At 64.6% G+C, this 20043-nt stretch carries 17 protein-coding genes; 5 read left to right on the top strand and 12 right to left on the bottom strand.

What is annotated here, in order from left to right; genetic code table 11:
• The 3 genes from ACFSJC_RS10270 to ACFSJC_RS10260 form a co-directional block, all read right to left on the bottom strand.
• Nucleotides 1-1671, bottom strand: coding sequence for a hypothetical protein (locus ACFSJC_RS10270; protein ID WP_386026326.1), 1671 nt, complete (start codon nt 1669-1671; stop codon nt 1-3).
• 81 nt (nt 1672-1752) lie between these two features.
• Nucleotides 1753-3594 (bottom strand): PhoX family protein, encoded by a 1842-nt coding sequence (locus tag ACFSJC_RS10265; protein ID WP_386026325.1) that lies wholly within the window; start codon nt 3592-3594, stop codon nt 1753-1755.
• Between the two features lie 190 nt (nt 3595-3784).
• Nucleotides 3785-5758 carry a cation:proton antiporter domain-containing protein gene (locus ACFSJC_RS10260; protein WP_386026323.1) on the bottom strand — a complete coding sequence of 658 codons (1974 nt, stop codon included), beginning with the start codon at nt 5756-5758 and terminating at the stop codon, nt 3785-3787.
• A 270-nt stretch (nt 5759-6028) separates the two neighbouring features.
• Here ACFSJC_RS10260 and ACFSJC_RS10255 point away from each other — a divergent pair, with 270 nt between their 5' ends.
• From ACFSJC_RS10255 to ACFSJC_RS10245, 3 genes are read left to right on the top strand one after another with little or no spacing between them, the layout of a single operon-like run.
• The gene (locus tag ACFSJC_RS10255) at nt 6029-6439 is read left to right on the top strand and encodes a heavy metal-responsive transcriptional regulator (protein WP_007039766.1); all 411 of its coding nucleotides are present in this window, start codon (nt 6029-6031) and stop codon (nt 6437-6439) included.
• Nucleotides 6436-9009, top strand: coding sequence for a heavy metal translocating P-type ATPase (locus tag ACFSJC_RS10250; protein ID WP_386026321.1), 2574 nt, complete (start codon nt 6436-6438; stop codon nt 9007-9009). Before ACFSJC_RS10255 ends, ACFSJC_RS10250 begins: the two co-directional genes overlap by 4 nt.
• Before the next feature lie 51 nt (nt 9010-9060).
• Complete coding sequence (locus ACFSJC_RS10245) at nt 9061-9261, top strand: CopZ family metallochaperone (protein ID WP_386026319.1); 201 nt, start codon at nt 9061-9063, stop codon at nt 9259-9261.
• Between the two features lie 146 nt (nt 9262-9407).
• Here ACFSJC_RS10245 and ACFSJC_RS10240 read toward each other — a convergent pair whose 3' ends face one another.
• A complete protein-coding gene (locus ACFSJC_RS10240) occupies nt 9408-10181 on the bottom strand; it encodes a sulfite exporter TauE/SafE family protein (RefSeq protein ID WP_386026318.1) in 774 nt (257 codons plus the stop codon).
• Between the two features lie 140 nt (nt 10182-10321).
• Nucleotides 10322-10729 (bottom strand): ATP-binding cassette domain-containing protein, encoded by a 408-nt coding sequence (locus ACFSJC_RS10235; protein ID WP_386026316.1) that lies wholly within the window; start codon nt 10727-10729, stop codon nt 10322-10324.
• A gap of 354 nt (nt 10730-11083) precedes the next feature.
• Between ACFSJC_RS10235 and ACFSJC_RS10230 the strand changes: the two genes are divergently transcribed.
• Nucleotides 11084-13066 carry a methyl-accepting chemotaxis protein gene (locus ACFSJC_RS10230; RefSeq protein ID WP_386026314.1) on the top strand — a complete coding sequence of 661 codons (1983 nt, stop codon included), beginning with the start codon at nt 11084-11086 and terminating at the stop codon, nt 13064-13066.
• Between the two features lie 58 nt (nt 13067-13124).
• Here the strand turns inward: ACFSJC_RS10230 and ACFSJC_RS10225 are convergent, their stop codons facing one another.
• The 4 genes from ACFSJC_RS10225 to ACFSJC_RS10210 are packed head-to-tail and all read right to left on the bottom strand — an operon-like array spanning nt 13125 to nt 17294.
• On the bottom strand, nt 13125-14273 hold the full coding sequence (locus ACFSJC_RS10225; RefSeq protein ID WP_386026312.1) for an ABC transporter ATP-binding protein: 1149 nt from the start codon (nt 14271-14273) through the stop codon (nt 13125-13127).
• Between the two features lie 41 nt (nt 14274-14314).
• A complete protein-coding gene (locus tag ACFSJC_RS10220) occupies nt 14315-15166 on the bottom strand; it encodes a carbohydrate ABC transporter permease (RefSeq protein WP_386026310.1) in 852 nt (283 codons plus the stop codon).
• Nucleotides 15163-16044 carry a carbohydrate ABC transporter permease gene (locus tag ACFSJC_RS10215; protein WP_386026308.1) on the bottom strand — a complete coding sequence of 294 codons (882 nt, stop codon included), beginning with the start codon at nt 16042-16044 and terminating at the stop codon, nt 15163-15165. The genes ACFSJC_RS10220 and ACFSJC_RS10215 overlap by 4 nt, the downstream gene beginning before the upstream one ends.
• Nucleotides 16041-17294, bottom strand: coding sequence for an ABC transporter substrate-binding protein (locus ACFSJC_RS10210; RefSeq protein WP_386026307.1), 1254 nt, complete (start codon nt 17292-17294; stop codon nt 16041-16043). The genes ACFSJC_RS10215 and ACFSJC_RS10210 overlap by 4 nt, the downstream gene beginning before the upstream one ends.
• 76 nt (nt 17295-17370) lie before the next feature.
• Between ACFSJC_RS10210 and ACFSJC_RS10205 the strand changes: the two genes are divergently transcribed.
• Nucleotides 17371-17958, top strand: a complete 588-nt coding sequence (locus ACFSJC_RS10205) for a class I SAM-dependent methyltransferase (protein WP_386026305.1) — start codon at nt 17371-17373, stop codon at nt 17956-17958.
• Here ACFSJC_RS10205 and ACFSJC_RS10200 read toward each other — a convergent pair.
• From ACFSJC_RS10200 to ACFSJC_RS10190, 3 genes are read right to left on the bottom strand one after another with little or no spacing between them, the layout of a single operon-like run.
• Nucleotides 17916-18560: a chloramphenicol phosphotransferase CPT family protein gene (locus ACFSJC_RS10200; protein WP_386026303.1), complete on the bottom strand. Its 645-nt coding sequence runs from the start codon at nt 18558-18560 to the stop codon at nt 17916-17918. The genes ACFSJC_RS10205 and ACFSJC_RS10200 overlap by 43 nt on opposite strands.
• Nucleotides 18561-19631: a DUF7059 domain-containing protein gene (locus ACFSJC_RS10195; RefSeq protein WP_386026301.1), complete on the bottom strand. Its 1071-nt coding sequence runs from the start codon at nt 19629-19631 to the stop codon at nt 18561-18563.
• Complete coding sequence (locus ACFSJC_RS10190; RefSeq protein ID WP_386026300.1) at nt 19628-20017, bottom strand: hypothetical protein; 390 nt, start codon at nt 20015-20017, stop codon at nt 19628-19630. The genes ACFSJC_RS10195 and ACFSJC_RS10190 overlap by 4 nt, the downstream gene beginning before the upstream one ends.
• Nucleotides 20018-20043: the final 26 nt, after the last annotated feature.

Raw genomic sequence — 20043 nt, 5'->3', positions numbered from 1 at the left:
TCAGAGTGTCGGCTCGGCGACCCCGGTCGGCTGGTTCTGGATCAGAAGTTCATGCACATTCTGCGGCGGACTGACCGTCGCATCCCGCCCCTGCCGAAACGACTGTTCCTGGACGATGACCCGATAGGCCTTGTCCAGCATCAGTGCGCGCTCGGCGGACGGCAGGATCAGCGCTCCCATATCCTCGTGCAACTCAGCGATGGACTCGGGACGCAATTTCCCCTCGTCGTCGAAGAAGCGCGCCATCACCTCGGTATTGGCGCGGAACTCGTCACCGGCGCCGTTGATCTCCAGATAGCGACTGTACTCATAGCCACCGTCCTCCAGACGCGGCTCGGGGAGACCGGCCAGCCCGCGTTGGCTCCAATGGAACCAGCCGCCCTGATCGGTTTCGTACCCGAGACGGCGCGGGAAGGAGAAGATGGTGTCCGTGGTGGCACCGATCCCACCGTGACAGCCCATGCAGAACAGCGTCTCCTCCTGAGACTGCGGACGTAGGCGACCGACGCGGTCCTCGATGAATCCCTGATAGACCCAGCCCTGGGTGAACATTCCACGCTCGAAGTCGCCTGGCACGGACTTGAGGATATCGGGATCCAGCGCCCGCTCGGCGCCCTCGCGGTCGTTGATGCCCTTGAGCTCGGCATAACTGTACCAGACGTTCTTGCGTGCGTATCTGAGCTCCTTCATCCGCGCGGCCAGACGCGGCGCGCCCTCCTCATCCAGATCGATATAGCGGACGCTATGCAGGAACTCGGTGCCCTCCGGAAAGAGACCGGCCGCCAGATGGACCTCGCCCCGTGCTTGCAGCGCGCCCGCACGTCCGACATAGGACATGGTGCGGCCTTCGAGCGGCGCCCAGTCGAAGACGATCCTGCTCGCCGTGCCCAGATGTCCGTCCTTGTCCAAATCCACCCCGAGGCCGATTTCGTCGACCGGATCGATTGGCACATCCCGACGCCGGACCAGCGACTCGACCACCGCCAGATTGATCGCGTAGACGCTCAGATCGAAGCGCCCCTCGGCATCCTGCCGGAAGGAATCCGCCAAACGGATGAGGACATCGTCCGTCGAACCGTTGGTGGGCCAGAAGGTTCCGGGAAAGGGCGCATAGCCGAACGCCCGCCAGCCGCTGTATCCCTGCTCCGGAGTACGATCGAAACCCCGATCGTCGAACGCGAAATAGGCGTCCGGCACATAGCCGTCCCAGCGTCCGTTCTGATCGAGATCCCAAGTCTCAGGGAGACGCTGGGTCAGGGTCTCGGCCAGGGTCGGACGATCCGAGTCGCCGCGATAGTTGTCGGTGCGGACATAGTCGAGTATCGCTGCGTCGCTGATCGCCGCCACCTGGGCACTGCGGTCGACGCGCAGATTGCTCCAGGGATTCTCCAGCGCGTCGCCCGGCAGGCTGTAAGAAAGCTGTAGATCGCTGTCATCGAGATAGGTCGGGATGCGACCGCGCGTATGACAGACGAAACAGGGATTGAAGACCTGCCCTGCGGCATCCTCGGTCTTGGTATAGCACTGGGGGCTGATATAGGCGGTCAGGTTGCCAAGACGGTCGTCGCTCAGGTCGACGACCGTCTCGCTGGTCGCCCCATCGTCGGCCGCCAGAACGGCACCGGTCAACACCAGGCCGCAGAAACCGCTGGCATAGATCACATGCTTCATCGCGAATCGCTCCATCAAGCGCACGAACGCACAGGGACGCACCCGTTCTGGATGCGCCCCCTTCGAGTCCGAGACCGCCGATCAGTCCAGCGGCGGGAAGGGACCGATATAGCCGACGTGGGATTCCTTGTCGTCCGGGCTCAAGGCCTTATCCTCGTCGGACTCGCCATAGGGATGCTGGGTGACCAGGGTCAGGTAGCCGTGACCATGGATGTTGGCATCCCAGAAGGGCGAGGTCGTCTCCGCACCGTAAGGCGTGGTGGCGATGCGAGTCAGCGTCTTGGCATCGATGTTGTAGCTCCAGACATAATCGTTCTGGTGGGCGCTGGTGTCCTCGCCGATGACCAGGGTCCGATACTTAGGCAGATAGGTCAGGTTATCGGGCGAGGCGATGCCATCGACGTCACAGCTGTTATCGGACAGCTCGGTGCCGCTGTAGTCCTTCGACTGACCGGCGATCAGGCCCCACATGTTGTGGGCGACATAGTCGCTGTCGATCGCATTCCCCTCGGTATCCGAGACCTCGCCCTTGAGGTTCATGCCGTACACCGCACCGCACTTGTTCTTGGTCAGACGAATGTGGTTCGGACCGCCCACGTCCTGAGAGGCCCTGTCCTCCATACCCTTGGCGACCTCGCTCATAGCGACGTAGAGCACCTTGTCGTCGGGGTTATAGGTAAGACCCTCTTCCTTGCGGAACTCGGTCGTCGCACCCTGATGGGCGGCATAGAGACGGGTCTCGAGACGCGAGGCGATCTTGTCCATGCCGGATTTGAGGCGGGTGCAGAGCAGGCCCTCGTCATAGGTGTTGGTGCTGGTATAGCCGTCGGGACAGGTACCGGCCTCCGCGTCGAGCGGCTCGACTCGGTCGAACATGTCGGCGAAGGTGGTCTTGGCCTCGATCGCGGCACGGATCTCGTCGTTGGTGGCATGCCCCAAGTTGATCCATTCGATATCGGCACGACCGGAACCCTCGCCCGAGGTCTGAACCCAGTGCGCCGCATAGAGGGTTCCGGAACTCAGCACCTTGGCGCGATCGGCGACGAAGAGGAAGAGCCCCACGTTGGTGCCGTCGTCGGAGAGATAGACGGTGCGCTCGTCGGGCATCACGTAGGCCAGTTCATGGGCGAAACGACCCATGGCGAAATGCTTGGCGACCCGGTTCCGACCATCCGCCGAGGTGACCTTGATCTCGGGAATCCAGCCGAACATGTAGCCGAAATAGGCGGCGTTCTCGGCGGTATTCTCGATCTTGTTGTAGTCGGCGATGGCCTGCATGTGGGCATCGTGCCAGGTCGGATCGTCGAACCAGGCTTGGTTCTCGGCCTCGGCATTGAAGATGGCCATCGGCGGCTCGTATTCCTCCGAGCCCAAATGGCTGTTCCAGGGGGTGGTCACGCCGGCACAGTTGACGTAGGTCCCGAAGACATCGGAGAAATCCACCGAGCGGGTGGAGAGCGCCGTGAGATTGCCCTCGGCATCCTGGTCCAGCTTGGTGACATAGGCGCCGCCGACACTGCATTCGAGCTGGGTCACCGCGAACAGACTGGTTCCGTAGCGCAGGAGCGAGGTGTGATCCGGCCCCGAGCCATTGGTACAGACCCAGGGGCTCGCGTCCTCCTGAAGCATCGGCTGGCCGTCCTTGTCCTTGAGCAGCCCGAAGACGGCGGTCTCGCTGCCGCGACCATCGAGTTTGCTCAGGGTCTGGTTGGTGCGCACCAGATCGTGATAGCCAATGGGATAGGTCGTGCCGTCGATGGTCACGCTGTCCGATGCACGAATCGCTCGCTTCTCGTCCTGCGTGACCGGAACCGAAACCTCGGAGAATTCGAGCGTCCCGAAATCGGCGTTCGATTGACTACAGCCAAGCGCCAGCATCATCACCGGCAGACTGCACATGGCTTTACTGAGGGCATGTGTCATGGAATCAGGCTCCAAAATCGCGCGGGCTCGTCATGCGAACGCCCGGATGAACAAGACGTCGACAAAGAAGCGCTGAGATTAAGGAAAAACCATGCCCTCCGGATCAGGGAGACATGAAGGTTGGATGAAAGTGCGATGACGATAGGTGTATAAAAAGCCAGCAACGCGCCTCAGCCCCTCAGGTCGCCTCCTACCCCCTCTCGACTTTGGCATAGACCGCGCGGATAAGGGCGTAATCGTCGTGGCGTAGCACACTTGCCAACTCGCTGACGGCGTCGTCCGAGACCCCGAGATCCTTCAGCAACATGCCGCCTCGGGCCAAGGTGCTCTCGATGTAGCCCGTGCCCGCATGCTTGATGCCCTTGGCAACCAGCGCTTCCTGTTCGGCGAGTGTGCGTACGCGCACATAAACGTTCAGATGCTGATAGAAATGATGCAGCGTCAGAGCCAGCGCCATGGCGGACTCCGAGTCGCGCGAGGTCACGAACACCGCAGCGGCCTTGCCGAGTCCGGCGGCCTCTTGGGTCGAGCGGCTGTAGAGGTCGCCGAAAAAGACCCTGCGCCCGGCACGCAGGGCACGCTGTACGACAACGATGTCCCGCTCGACGGCAACGTGGGGTAGATTCGCCCGCTCCAGCATCAGGTCCATGAGCTGTCCCACCTCGTCGTAGCCGACGATGACGACATGCCGGCTCAGATCGGCGGACAATTCCGGGTCCGTGCGCGCGGGGGCTGTCCCGAGCAGATCGGCCACCAGGGCGCCCGCTTTGACCATCAGCGGTGTCGCGATCATGCTGATCGCCACCACCAGCATGGCCAGGGTGTGCCTGTCGCTGCTCAACAGTCCGGCAACGGCCGCCACCCCCAAAAGGACGAAGGCAAATTCGCCGACCTGAGACAGATAGAACCCGGTGCGAATGGCTGCCGAGCGGCCGACGCCGAACGCGAGGGCGAGTCCGCTGAGCAGCCCCCCCTTGATCACCAGCACGATCGGGACGTGGACGAGCAGCAGTTGCCAGTCCCGCAGCAGCGCCCCGACATCGATGGACATCCCCACCGCAATGAAGAACAGTCCCATCAGGGTCTGCTTGAACGGCGCGACGGTCGCTTCGATCTGATAACGAAGGTCCGATGCCGAGAGCAGCATCCCGAGGAGGAACGTACCCAAGGTCATGGATATACCCACCTGATCCATGGACCAGGCGGCCAGGATCACGGCGAGAAACAGAAACAGACCGAAGGCATCCATCTGACGTCGGCGTGCGCAATAGCCGAGCACGGCCGGCAACAGCCAGCGCCCGATCACGAAGATACCTGCGATCGCGCCGATCACCAGCAGGATCGTTTGCCAAAGAGGAATCGGGGCGTCGTGGTGTTTCGTGTGGGCCAGAATCGGGACCAAGGCCATCACGGGTACGATCCATATGTCCTGCGCCATCAGAACCGCGAAGGTGGCTCTTCCGTGCTCAGTCGCGAGTTCGCCGCGCTCCCCCAGCGTCCCCATCACGATGGCAGTAGACGACATGCCGAACGCGAGGCCGACGATGGTGGCGGCTTCCCAAGGCGCATGCAGAACGAAGATCAGGTAGGCGGCAAGAACGGCCGCCGTCAGCAGCATCTGCGCGGAGCCTAGGCCAAAGATCAGGCGGCGCATCTGCCAGACCTTCCCGGGCCGCATTTCCAGACCGACACTGAACATGAACAGGACCACGCCGAGCTCGGCGATGCTCTGCAGCTCATCGACCGCGCGAAAGGGCACCGGACCCGGCGTATAGGGACCGATGAGGATGCCGGCGACGATAAAGCCCAGAATCGCCCCGAAGCCAAGGCGCTCGAACAGGATGACGCAGACCGCCGTCGCCGCAAGGATGACGACGATGCCTAAGAGTATTGCCGAGATGTCCATGGTGATCCCGTGGGAACAGCGAATGCCTGCTGATGCGGATCTGCAGGCGGTCTCCTCGGCACAGGCGGCATCGGTGGCGAAGCGCACTTGCCAGACAGGAAGTACAGGGACAGTCTGATTCGGCAGAGGTGCCCTGATTTGAGAACGCGCAGAGTAGTGCAGTGCCGTTGGACGCGCAACGGATCCTAACGGGACGGATGCGACCAGCCGTGATGCTTGGTTGCCGGCATGAATATTCGGGTTCAGCCGCTTTTCCACTGGCTATGCCAGACTGACCAAAGCATTCACAGCGTCCCCCGAGAGCACCGCAGATTGACGCCGGTCTCGGGTTGAAAGAGATGCACGCCGGATAGATCGACACCCAGTCCAAGGGGCTGACCTGTCCGAATCGGGGCATTCTTCAGCTCACCAAACCTGACACCCGTATCGAGGAACCACTTGACCCTGTAGTCGACTACAGGGTCTAGACTTTTCGCGACACACCCATGGCCCTCCGCGCGAAGCCGGCGCAATCACGAGGTATCGACGATGCATCCACTGACCATCGGCAAGCTCGCCAAGCAGGCCGACCTGAGCGTGGAGACGCTGCGCTACTACGAGCGGCTTGGACTCATCGCGCCCCAGCAGCGCAGCGAGGCCGGCTATCGGCTCTACGAGCCGGGCATCGTGCGGCGGCTGCGCTTCATCCGCCGCGCCCAGGCGCTCGGCTTCTCGCTCGGCGAGATCGCGGAGCTGTTGGCGCTCAGCGGCGATCCGGCCGCGAGCGCCGGCGAGGTCAAGGCGCTGACGCAGGCCAAGATCGCCGATATCGAGCAGCGCATCCGCGACCTCGAGCGCATGCGCGAGGCCCTGGCCGGGCTCGCCGAGCACTGCCCCGGCCACCGTGCGACGACGGTCGACTGCCCGATTCTCGGCGCCCTGAACGGAGAGGATCAATGACCACCGATACTGCCCCGCCGGCCGCAGCCGGCACCGAGACCTTCAAACAGGCCCAGCTGAAGCAGCTCGAACTCGGCGTTCAGGGGATGACCTGCGCGTCCTGCTCGTCGCGTGTCGAGCGCGCCCTGGGTAAGCTGCCCGGGGTCTCCGAGGCGAGCGTCAATCTGGCGACCGAACGGGCGAGTCTGCGTTTCGATCCGGCCGCGCTCCAGCCCGAAACTATCGTCCAGACCATCACCGAGGCCGGCTACACGCCGATCATCGAGGAACACGAGATCGGCGTCGGCGGCATGACCTGCGCGGCATGCTCCGCGCGGGTCGAGCGCGCCTTGGGGAAACTGCCGGGCGTCGTGCAAGCCAGCGTCAATCTCGCGACCGAGCGCGCCACGGTGCGCTATCTGCCGGAGATGCTGAGCCCGGCCGGGATCGCGCAGACGATCGCCGAGGCCGGTTACGAGCCCCGTCCGCTGAACGATGAAGGCGTTGGCGCGGAAGCCGAGGACGCCCATCAGGACCAGCGCCGCGCGATGCGCCGCGACCTCTGGCTGGCCGTCGGTCTGACCCTGCCGGTCCTGGTGCTCTCGATGGGTGCGGACATGATCCCGAGCCTCGCCCAACGACTGGGCGCGATCGCTCCAATGACGGTCTGGAATGGGGTGCAGGCGCTACTCACCACGGCCGTGCTGCTCGGCCCCGGCCGCCGTTTCTTCCGCCCCGGTCTGATCGCCTTCCGGCACCTATCGCCGGACATGAACAGCCTGGTGATGACCGGCACCAGCGCCGCCTGGGCCTACAGCCTCGCCGTGGTGCTCGCGCCGTCCCTCTTCCCGCCCGAGGCGCGCAATGTCTATTTCGACTCGGCGGCCGTCATCATCACGGTCATCCTCTTCGGCAAATACCTCGAGGAACTGGCGAAGGGCCGCACATCGAGCGCAATCAAGAAGCTCATCGGGCTGCAGGCCAAGACCGCGCGCGTGCTGCGCGACGGCGCCGAGACCGAGGCGCCGGTCGACCAGGTGCATGCCGGCGAGCGACTGGTCGTGCGCCCCGGCGAGCGCATCCCGGTCGACGGCGAGGTCGACGAGGGCAGCAGCTACGTCGACGAATCCATGCTGACCGGGGAACCGGCGCCCGTTTCCAAAGGGGTCGGAGACCGCGTCGTCGGCGCCACCATCAACCAGCACGGGGTACTGCGCATCAGGGCGACCCAGGTCGGGCGCGACACCGTGCTGTCCCAGATCGTCCGGCTGGTCGAGCGCGCCCAGGGCTCCAAGCTGCCGATCCAGGGCCTGGCGGACCGCGTCATCCGTGTGTTCACGCCCCTGGTCCTGCTGATCGCGACGATCACCTTCGTCGCCTGGATGGCCCTCGGCCCGCCCCCGGCGGTCACGCTGGCGCTGGTCAGCGCGGTCTCCGTGCTGGTGGTCGCCTGCCCCTGCGCCATGGGCCTCGCCACGCCGGCCGCCATCATGGTCGGCTCCGGTCGCGCCGCCGAGCTGGGCGTGCTCTACCGCAAGGGCGAGGCACTGGAGACGCTCTCCCATGTGGATACGGTCGTCTTCGACAAGACCGGCACCCTGACCGAGGGCCGCCCGCGCCTGACCGACCTCGTGGCCGTCGACGGCGACACCGCCTCCGCCCTGGCGCTCGCCGCCGCGCTGGAGACGCACAGCGAGCATCCGCTCGGCGCCGCCATCGTCGCGGCCGCGAAGGAGCAGGGACTGGATCTGGCGGACGTCGAGGACTTCCAGGCCCTGCCCGGCTACGGCGTGCAGGGCCGCGTGAATGGCCGGAACGTTCAGCTCGGCGCCGAGCGTCTGCTGCGGCGCGAGCAGATCTCCACCCAGGCGCTGGAGCGACAGGCCGAGCGCCTGGCCGCCGCCGGGCGCACCCCGATCTATCTCGCCGTCGACGGCGAGGCACGGGCGCTGCTCGCCGTCGCCGACCCGCTGAAACCGCAGGCGCCAGCCCTGATCCAGGCGCTGCGCAAGCGCGGCCTGCGGGTGGCGATGATCACCGGCGACGCGCAGCGCACGGCCGAGGCGATCGCGCGCCAGGCGGGCATCGAGGAGGTCAAGGCCCAAGTGCTGCCGGACGGCAAGGCGGCGGCCGTACAGGAGCTGCAACGCGCCGGGCGGCGCGTGGCCTTCGTCGGCGACGGCATCAACGATGCGCCCGCGCTCGCCCAAGCCGAGGTCGGCATCGCCGTCGGCAGCGGCACCGATATCGCGATCGAGGCGGCGGACGTCACCCTGACCCGCAACGACCTCGGCGGCGTGGTCACCGCGCTCGACGTGGCGCGCCGCACGCTGCGCACCATTCGCGGCAACCTCTTCTGGGCTTTCTTCTACAACATCCTGCTCATCCCGCTCGCCGCCGGCGTCTTCTACCCGGCGTTCGGGCTGCATCTCCACCCCATGATCGCCGGGGTGGCGATGGGGTTCTCCAGCCTCTTCGTCGTCTCCAACAGCTTGCGGTTGCGTCGGTTGAAGCCGGTCGCACTGGCGGAGCAGGCCGAGTCGGGGCCAGACGAGACGCCCGCAGACCCGATGACCCCGGCCGCCTCGTGACCGGCGGCGTGAAGGATCTGATATTCCACACGAACCATAGAGAGATATGCCATGAAAACGAAGCTCCAAGTTACTGGAATGAGCTGCATGCACTGCGTCGGCGCCGTGACCAAGGCGCTTCAGCAGGTGCCCGGCGTGGACCAGGCCGAGGTCAGCCTCGAGGACAAGCAGGCCGTCGTCACCGGCAGCGCCGATCCCGAGGCGCTGATCGCCGCCATCAAGGAGGAGGGCTTCGCAGCGGAAGTGATCTAACGCCGCCCCTCTCATTCCCGAACTGACATGTCGGGCGCACAGCGTCCGACCGAGGTCAGCCCTGCCGACCCCATGGCCAGGGATGTCGATCTGCCGCTCGCTGTCGTCGTCACCGTCGGCGAGACCGCAAGCGCGCGCAGGTCGCATCAAGCTCCATACGTCTCGAGGAAGAAATAGCCGGTGATCGCCACGCTCGCCACGAGGACGAAGGTCCTCACCTGTGCCTGCGGGAGTGTGCGCGATAGATGGGCTGCGGCGTAGCCACCCGCGAGCGTGCCGAGCAAAACAAGGCCCCCTTCCCGCCACGCGATCGCGCCTTCCCAGATGAAAAGCGCGATGGCGATGATTGAGACGGCGGACGAGGCTAAGAGCTTGAGGCCGTTCATGACGTTGATGTTGGTGTGTCCGACCAGGACAAGGTAGCTGAGGATGACGATGCCCAGGCCGGCGTTGAAGAATCCGCCGTAGATGCAGACCGCGAGCAGCATGAGCTGCTGAAGGATACGCCCAAGGCTTGAGGCATGGCGGTAGCGAGCGGCGACCGCCTTGAGGACGCCGTTGAGCCTGCCGCCGAAGGCGAACAGTAAGGTTGCGATGAGCATGAGCCAGGGGATCGCCTCGCGGAAGCGTGCTTCCGGCGTCTGCATCAGTAGCCAGGCGCCGAGGATTCCTCCGGCGAGGCTCATGACCAGCAGCCCCGCGAGCGCCGCCTTTTCCGTTCGGAGATCCTCGCGGAAGGCGAGCGTACCGCTCAGGTAACCGGCACAGGCTGCGAAGGTATTGGTGGCATTGGCGCTGATGGGCGGTACGCCGGCCCAGAGGAGCGCGGGAAAGGTGATGAAGCTTCCTCCGCCCGCGACCGAGTTGAGGACACCACCGAGGAAGCCGGCGCCGAGTAGGAAAAAGACATCGAAAGACATGGAGCTCCGTAGTTCACTCGATCAGGCCGTGCGCTGATTGACGCCGGTCTCGGCGCGGAAGAGATGCAGGCCGGATAGATCGACACCCAACCCCAGAGATTGGCCTGTCTGAATCGGGTCATTCGGATCCAGGCGCAGGATCAGCCGGGGGCACCCGCCGAGGCGTTCAGCCCGGCCGTGACGAGAGCGGGTGGCAACTCGATCCGAACCGCTCCCAGGTCCAGGAGTACGGAGAGTCTCAGCATCTCGGCGACCTGACTCACGCGCGACTCGGTCTCCTCGGCCGGCACCTTCGCCAGCTTGAGCGGAAAGTCGATATTCTCACGCACGCTCATGTGCGGGTAGATGGCATAGCTCTGGAAAACCATCGCCATGTCGCGGTCCCTGGGATCCACGCCGCGCATGGGCCAGCCATCGACCCGCAGATCGCCACCGCTCATCTTCTCCAGCCCCACGATCATGTTGACCAAGGTCGATTTGCCGCACACCGAGGGCCCGACCAGGATAAAAAGCTCGCCGTCGCGAACGGCAAAGGTCGCGTCCCGCACGGCTGTGATGCCGTCGGCGGACCACCAGACACGGCGAGTGCGCCCGGGTCATTGAATGAACACAAAAAGACCACAATAAATCACATCACCGACCCATGAATCGAGCGAGCGGAACTCGCCGGCCGATCCGATCCGTGGCAACTCGAGCCTCGTAGCGCCCAAGCAAAAACAATTCTCTTCAACGATCTATAAGATAAATATCCGTTTTTCTCCCCATAAAGGATCCACGACCAGGTCCGACAGGCAACTGGAGACATCGGGTTCCGCGCGTATCGTCCGGCCCGAGGCATTCGACAAAACGCATACGCCGCCCTGATTTCGACCACGAAGCAGACCCGGGAATTCGAGATGTCCATGTTCAATCATCTGAGCCTGAAGGCCACGCTGATCACCATCCTCTCGATCGCTTTCGTTTCGCTGATGGCGCTTTCGGGAACCCTGATCAGTCAAGAGTTCGACCGCTATGCGAAGGCCGGAATCAATGAGCGACTCGTCGATTACGCCTATGGGATCGATGACATCGCGCATCATCTCGCGGTCGAGCGGGGTCTCTCGGCAGGCTACATCGGATCGGGATCCACGACACTGCACCAACGGATCCTCACACAGAGACAGAAGGCGAATGCGGCCATCGATCGCCTCCGCGCTCTGATCGACGATCAACGGCTACCCTACCCGGATCTAGCCAAGGGAGTGGACCAGTTCCTCGCTCTGGTCGATGAGCGGGAAACCGTTCGCACCCAGGTCGATGCACGCGATGGCAAAGGTGCCTTCCAATATTATTCCGACGTCAACGCCCATGCCGCCGATCTCTTCGTGCGCTTCATTGTCAACGTCGACAACCCGCTGGAGCGTCGACAACTGCTGATGTCGCTGCACATGTCCGAGGTCAAGGAGAAGCTGGGGCAGATCCGCGGCAAGGTGAACGGAATCCTGGCGGCTCAGGAGATCGACCCGGCCGCCAAGCAGGCGTTACGGATCTATGTCTCCGACCTGCACCGCGCCGAGAGCCTGTTCGAAACGGTGGCGACGCCCGAATTCGCAGAGCCCTTCGCTACCATCCTGGAATCGGATACGGGGACCAGGATGAAGCAGGTGCTGAAACGTCTGCTCGATGAAAACGGCCGCCTGAATCCCTCCGACTACCCAACCCCGGCCGATTGGTTCAAGACCGCAACCGGCCAGATCGGAAAGGTCAAATCGATCATGGACGAGGTCAAGACGATCATCGTCGCCGAAATGGAACAGCACCGCTCCGGGGCGAAGCTGGCGGTGATCACGACCGGCCTGGTCGCCGTGATCCTGCTGGCCCTCATCGTCGGGATCTCAGTGGCCGTCACGCTCAAGCTCACGCGCAAGATCGAGCGCATCAAATCCACCCTGGACCGCATCACCGAAACCCGCGATTTCACGGTCAGTATCGACGACACATCGAGAGACGAGCTGGGTTCCATCTCGCGCGCGATCGACCGCATGGCCTCGAATCTCGCATCCGTCGTCGAGCAGCTGGTACAGGGCGTCCAGTTCATGAGCGGCGGTATCCTTCGGCTCGAAAAGGTCTCCAATCAAGTCGGTGAGGTGGTCAAGCAGTCCGACAGCGCACTGCAGGAGATCGCCGAAGCCATTCAAGACCTGACCGACAAGGCGCAGCAGATCCGTCAGGCCGCGAACGAATCCCTTGAAAGCGCACAGGAATTCACAGAACTTTCGGGGCAGGCGCGCGCAATGAACCAGGGAGCCCAGCAATCGATCGATGATCTGGTGAGTATCAACGACCGCGCCTTCGCCACGACCGAAAGCCTCAACGTCAAGACACAATCCATCGTTCAGATCCTGGACAGCGTCAACGCCATCTCGGAGCAAACGAACCTGCTCGCGCTCAATGCCGCGATCGAGGCCGCCCGCGCCGGGGAGAGTGGACGCGGATTCGCGGTCGTGGCCGACGAAGTCAGACAGCTGGCGATCCGCAGCAAAGAGGCGACAGGAGAGATCGGACAGGTTCTCGCCGGCATCAAGAGCGAGGCGGAGCAGCTACAAGGGGTCATGGAAAGCATCCGGGAGACGGGCCAGCAAACCTCGTCGAACAGCGAGCGATCGCTACGCAATATCGAGAGCCTCTACGAGCAGATCCAGGCGATCCGCAGCCAGATGGCGCTGATATCGAGCTCGGCGGAGCAACAGAACGCAACCTCCATGACGATCTCCGAGGACATCCATGAGGTGAAGAAGGAATCGACCGAGATCGCCGGCGCCATGGTCGATCTAGGTTCGCTGATCCGCGAACTCGAATCCTCCCACGCGTCCATGTCTGGCATGGTGAGCCGATTCGGACACTGATCGGACGACTCGGAGAAGACGCTCACAAGGAGTCTATCCGGGTATCGAGCGCGATCGATCAGACCGTCGCGCGTACCTGGTCACCTGTCTCGGGGTGGAAGAGATGCAGACTGAATAGAGGAACGCCTAGCCTAAGAGCCTGGCCTCTCTCGAACGAGGCATCTGGATCCAGGCGCACGATCAATCGTTGCACACCCGCCGAGGAAGTCACGCCGGCAGCAACCAGGGCTGCTGGCGACTCGAGCCCAGCCATTCCCAGCTCCAGGTGGACGAAAAGCTCCGAGCCCAGCCACTCCACCAGATCGACCGTACCGCGCAACGAGGACGCCGCTTCCGCGTCATCCACCGGCACCAGGGACTCGGGACGAATCCCCACGATCAGTGGACCATTCGGCAGATCGATCGCGGCCCGCTCGTCGAGCGTCAGCGATATTTCGGCCGTAGCCACAAACAGTCGATCGTCCCCGATCCTCGCCGGCAGCAGATTCATCGGCGGCGTGCCGATGAAACCGGCGACGAAGAGGTTGGCCGGAGCCGAATAGAGCGCGCGCGGCGTCGCGACCTGTTGGACCTCGCCGGCGCGCAGGATGGCCACGCGGTCGCCGAGGGTCATGGCCTCGGTCTGATCGTGGGTCACGTAGACCGTGGTCACGCCGAGCCGGCGCTGGAGCCGCGCCAGCTCGGCGCGCATCTGGCCGCGGAACTGGGCGTCCAGGTTGGAGAGGGGCTCGTCGAGCAGGAAGACCTTGGGACGCCGCACCATGGCCCGTCCCATGGCGACACGCTGGCGCTGTCCGCCGGAGAGCGTCTCCGGCTTGCGGTCCAGGAGTTCGGAGAGTCCCAGCATCTCGGCGACCTGGCTCACCCGCGACGCGGTCTCCTCGGCCGACACCTTCGCCAGCTTGAGCGGAAAGGCGATGTTCTCCCCCACGCTCATGTGCGGATAGATGGCATAGCTCTGGAAGACCATCGCCATGTCGCGGTCCTTGGGGTCCACGCCACGCATGGAGCGACCGTCGACGCGCAGATCGCCGCCGCTCATCTCCTCCAGACCCACGATCATGTTGAGCAGGGTCGACTTGCCGCACCCCGAGGGTCCGACCAGGATGAAGAGTTCACCGTCATGAATGCTGAAGGACGCGTCCCGCACGGCGACGGTGCCGTCGGCGAACCGCTTGGTGACGCCTTCGAGGATGATCTCGGCCATGATGTCTCCGTTTCGGACAGGTGTCTGTGCCCCGAACTCGACTACCCCTTGACCGCCCCCGCCGTCAGTCCGGCGACGATGCGGCGCTGGAATGCCAGGACGAGCGCCACCACCGGAATGGTCACCAGCACCGAGGCGGCGGCGATGGAGCCGGTCGGCTGGTCGAAGCGCGAGCTGCCGGTGAAGAAGGCGATGGCGACCGGGACGGTACGCGAGTCGGTAGTCGAGGTCAGGGCTGCGGCGAAGAGAAAGTCGTTCCAGGCGAAGATGAAGACCAGGATGGCGGAGGCGAAGACGCCGGGTGCGACCAGGGGCAGAATGACGAGCCGGAAGGCCTGCATCCGGGTCGCGCCGTCGACGCGCGCGGCCTGCTCCAGCTCCCAGGGGATCTCGCGGAAGAAGGCGGCGATGGTCCAGATGGCGAGTGGCAGGGTCAGGCTGATGTAGGGCAGAACGAGCCCGATCCAGGTGTCGAAGAGCCCGAGCAGACGCCAGAGATCGAACAGCGGACCGATGACGGCGATGGGCGGAAACATGGCGACCGCCAGCGCCCCGACCAGCACCGCCTGGCGTCCGGGAAAGCGCAGCCGGACGATGGCATAGGCCGCCAGGGTGGCGAGCGCCACCGAGATCCCGGTGGCGATGAGCCCGATCCCCAGCGAGTTGCCCAGTGCGGCCGGAAACTGTGGATCCCTGAGCACGGCGGCATAGTGCTCCAGACTGATCGAGCGCGGAAAGAAGCGGCGGTCGGTCAGGTCGCCGGAGGGCTTGAGCGAGAGCGAGGTCAGCCAGGCGACCGGCAGCAGGGCATAGAGAACGAGCACCAGCACGGTGAAGCGCCAGAAGAGACGCTCGGACAGCGAACCCTGGGGCTCGACGGGCGTCCCGCTCATCGCCTCCCCCCTGCCCGTCCGAGCACGCCGGAGCCGAACAGACGCACGTAGAAGAGCGCGATCAGGAGTGTCCCGATGAAGATGAGCACCGAGACCGCCGAGCCCAGCCCCAGGTTGAGCCGCGCGATCAGCGCCTGATAGGCCAGGATGGACACCGATTCCGTGTCCTGGGCGCCGCGCGTCTGGACATAGATGGTGTCGAAGATGCGGAAGGCGTCCAGGGTGCGGAACAGCAGGGCGACCAGGATGGCCGGCTTCACCAGCGGCAAGGTGATGTAGCGGAGCCGCTGCCAGGCCGTCGCCCCGTCGACGCGGGCGGCGCGGATGAGATCCGGCGGCACCAGGGTCAGCCCGACCAGGAGCAGCAGGGCGACGAACGGGGTCGTCTTCCAGATCTCGGTGGCGATGATGACGAAGAAGGCCGACCAGCGCTCGGAGAGCCAGGCCTGGTCGATCCCCAGCAGGGCATTGACGAACCCGGTGGTGGGATCGAAGGCGAAGCGCCAGCCTAGTGCCGCCACGACCGTGATGATGGCATAGGGCACCAGGGAGGCGGTCCGCACCGCGATGCGCCCGACCAGTGCCCGATGCATCACCAGGGCCAGGGCGAAGCCGAGCAGCAGCTCGACGGCGACTGAGCCGACCGTAACCAAGAGTGTGTTGAAGACCGCGCGCCACCAGACCTCCGAGGTCAGGACGCTCGCATAGTTGGCCAGCCCGACGAATGACTGGCGGTCGGGAAAGCGCAGATCGTAGCGATGCAGCGACAGCCAGACCGCATAGCCGATGGGATAGGCCGTCACCAGCAGCATCGCCAGCACCGCCGGTGCGCACAGCAGCCAGCCGAGCCGGCGTTCGTCCCGATCGGATCGGCTCACAGCAGCCCCTCCGAGTTGAGCGCGCGCCGCACCGCCTGGCGCAGCCGCTCGACGTCGCGCTCGGGATCGATCTCGTTCAGGGGATGCAGGGTGCGGGAGATGGCGATGGAGATGTCGCTGTAGAGCGGGGTGCGCGGCCGCTGGACCGCGTCCGCCAGCGTCGCGCGCAGCACCTCGGCGAAGGGGAAGACCTCCCGGATCTCGGGATCGTCGTAGAGCTTGGACAGGGTCGGCGGCAGACCGCCCAGCCGGGCGGCCAGGCGCTGGTTCGCCTCCGAGACCAGACACTCGGCGGCCTCGAAGGCCAGGTCCGGATTCCGTCCGTGGGCGCCGACACCGATGTTGATTCCACCGACGGTCACCCGGCTCGCGCGGCTCGGATCCACGGCGGGCCAGCGCACCCAGCCCATGTGCTCGGCGACCTCGGGCGCATTGGCCCGGGCGCTCGGCCAGACATAGGTGTAGTTGAGCATGAAGGCCGAGTCGCCGCTCTCGAAAGCCAAACGGCACTGGTCCTCGCGGCGGCTCGCCAGGGAGGGATCCGAGGCGGACGAACGGGCCAGACGCCGCATCACCTCCAGCGCCCGGCGCGTCGGCCACGTCTCCAGCGAGACCCGGCGACCGCTCTCGTCCAGCACCGAGCCGCCGGCCGAGGCGAGGAGCGAGACGAAGAAGACCGTCAGTCCCTCGTAGCGCTCGCCCTGGGCCTGGATCAGACCGCCTCGGCCGATCGACTCGGCCGCGTCGATCATGGCGTCCCAGGTCGGCGGCGGTGCCGACACCCGGTCGGTGCGGTACCAGAGCAGCTGGGTGTTGGTGGTGAAGGGTGCGGCCCAGAGACGCCCCTGGTAGGAACCGCTGGCGAGCGGACCGGCGATGCGCCCCTCTCGCACCCGATCCGCCCGGTCGCCGGGCCATGGCAGGATCCAGCCCGCCTCGGCGAATTCGGCGGTCCAGATGACGTCCATGCCGATGAGATCGATATCCCGGTCGCCCGCCGCGAGACGCCGCACCAGCAGCTCGCGCTGCAGATCGGCGTCGGTGGGCAGGTATTCCAGTGTCAGGCGGTAGCGTCCCTGGGATCGATTGGAGCAGCGCTCGGCCGCCTGCTCGAAGGCGCCGGACTGTTCCTTGAAGACGTACCAGCCGAGGATCGGCGGCCCATCGCCCTCGGGCGCGCGCTCGCAGCCCGGCAGAGACAGAGCAAGAAGAATGATGGCAAAGGGCACTCGGGCGAATTTGACTGGCATCGCTTGACCTTAGGCGATTTCTGTCAATGTTCATACCACCTGATTTTTGCAACAGCCGAAACCACAGGATTCGATCATGTCTGCGAATAAGAAGAAGCTCTTCGACTTTGTCGGCAACAGCGAACAGACCTACCAGTCTTTTCCGGAATTGGGCCAGATCAGCGGTGCGCGTGACTGCGCGCAACGGATACGCATGTTCGACCCCGTGGATTTCGCTGGCAAATCGGTACTCGATCTCGGTTGCAATCTGGGCGGTATGCTGTTCGAGGCCGGGCGTCTGGGGGCGACCCGGTTGACGGGGGTCGAGTTCGAGCCGGCGCTGATCGAGCGGGCCGAGGCGCTCAACGACCGCCATCGCGCTGGCATTCGCTTCATCTGCGCCGATATCGAGGACATTTTTGCGACCGATGTGCTCGACGAGCGCTACGACACCATCCTGCTGTTGGCCGTGCTCTATACCAGCCCGTTCCGAGACCGGAACAAGCTCCTCTCAGAGATCGCGCAACGCTGCGACGTGCTCTATATCGAGGGTCACAATGGCCAGGAGTTCGCTTGGTATTTCAACCTGATGGAATGGAATACCGATTTCACGACCTTTCGCATGATGGGGCGGTCGACGGATCAGGCGCGCATCGACCGACCGCTGATGCGACTGTCGCGCTGATCGTCTCCATCGGCCGCCATCCGCCGCCCTTCGATCCACGCATCCTCGGCGCGCAAGGCGGCAAACGCCTCGGGGGCGGGTCCGGATTCGACGCGTTGCTTGATATGGGCGGCGGCCTCGACCGGACCGAACCGTGAGGTATCCAGTTGCAGATCGTAGTGGCCATGCTCGTGAACGCCATAGCTCATGAACTGCAGGCGCGCCTGACCGACCGGACGATCGCCACGGCGCAGTTCGCGCGACTCCAATTCGACGAGCGGGCAGTGTACGGCGACGAAATAGACCTCGTAGGGCGACAGGATGCAGGTCAGTCGACTCAAGAGGTGGCTTCCGCAAGGCAGGACATTGTCGAGGATCAGGTTCAGTCCGCAGTCCAGATAGGCGAGCAAAGCGGTGCCATAGGCCGTCATGATCCGCGCCTGATGCGCGGACCAGAGCACGGCGTCGCTCTTGTAACGCGCTGGGGCCATGCCGAGAAAGCCGTCGAATTCGACGAAGAAATAGAGCCCGTCCAGCGTCTCCTGCAATGCCCGGGCAATGCTGCTCTTGCCGGCGCTGCTCACGCCATTCAATAGGATGACCCTGGGCCGCGACGCGTCCATTCAGCGAAACCAGTTGCAGCGGTCTTGGGCGATATCATGGACCTGCAGCCGCTGCGTCGGTCCGGGGCGCAGATGGGCGAAGAACAGGCACCATTCGTTGGCCGCGAGCTGTTCCCAGTGATAGTCGCAGATGGCGTGACAGATCTCTGCCGGCAGGCGGTGATAGAGCGCAAGCTGTACCAGCAGCTTGCGGTACAGGGGGGCGTCGAGGGTGAGCGGTTCGCGTCCGTACAGGGTGACGAAGCCCTCGACCGCATAGCCGAGAACGTCCTGGGAGAACTGCTCGACGAAGGTGGGCACGCCATCCCGCCCCAGGCCCAGACCGATGAACTCGAAGGCACCGCCCGACGCCAGGGACGCGGCGTAGCGGCGCAGGATGGCGCGAGTCACGTCCAGACCATCGGGACCGCCGTCGCTGACGACGGCCAACGGCAACGCCGACGGTAGCGGGATCAGGGGCGGATTGAAGGTGATGAGGTCGAAGGGGCCGAGCGATTCGGGCGCGAACGTCTCGACCCGTGCCTGGTGCAGGATCACACGTCCCGCCAGGCCGTTCAGCTCCAGATGGAGCCGGGCCAGCGCGATGGCAGTCGCATTGGCCTCGACGGCATGCGATTCGCGCGCGAACTGCGCCGCCAGCATGGCCTGGATGCCGCCCCCGGCGCAGAGATCGAGCGTTCGGCCACCGTCGCGCCTGCCCTGAAACAGAGCGAGGGCGAGACTGTCGCGGCCGAAATAGACCGCCGGATTCATGCCGCCCTGACAGAAGATCAGCAGCGAGCGCACGACGACGAGCGTGAAACCGTTGCTCTCTGTCTGGCCATCGCGGGTGCGGATGATCCCTGCCGCGTGCAGGCGCTCACTGACATCCGGGTCGAGCAGCGCGGCAACCTCCTCGCTCGGAACCGGCTCGCCGCACAGGAACAGCCCCACCAGTGAACGCAATGGCGATTCGAGCGCGGCATGGCGCTCGCGCCAGGCGTCGCGCCGCCGGTTGCCCTCTCCCCAGGCCAGATAGAAGGCCAGATAGCCGCTGTCGATCAAGAGCGTCCTGAAGCCGCTCCAACTCACTGCCCGCCCTCGGTGCCGCTCTTACCCGACTGGGCGATCGCCTGTTCGACCTCGGCGATCGCGGCCTGTGGGTCCGCGACCTCGATGATCAATTTGGCGAATTTCTCATCATGCAAGTCGATCATGACCGCCTTGTCGGGGTCGCGCACATCCCAGAACACCTGTTCGCCATGGGTGCGGAAGGTTCCGGCCTTGATCAGTTTTGGTACCCGTGCGCCGATCAGCTTGATGCCGGAGAGCCAGTCGCGCGCCTCCTCGCCACCCATCCGGATCGACTCGACATGACCGATCGGCACGCTGATCTGGCCCTTGAAGGACCAGATTTTGTGCCAGCCGATCATCTCGACACAGAGCGTCTCGCCGGTAATGCTGAGTTTCGCGGACATGAATCGACTCCCTCGTTTGTTGACTG

This window comes from Thiorhodococcus fuscus, assembly GCF_042682685.1.
GTDB classification, from domain to species: domain Bacteria; phylum Pseudomonadota; class Gammaproteobacteria; order Chromatiales; family Chromatiaceae; genus Imhoffiella; species Imhoffiella fuscus.
Note: the sequence above shows the minus strand (reverse complement) of the source record. Positions and strands in the feature narration are given on the sequence as shown.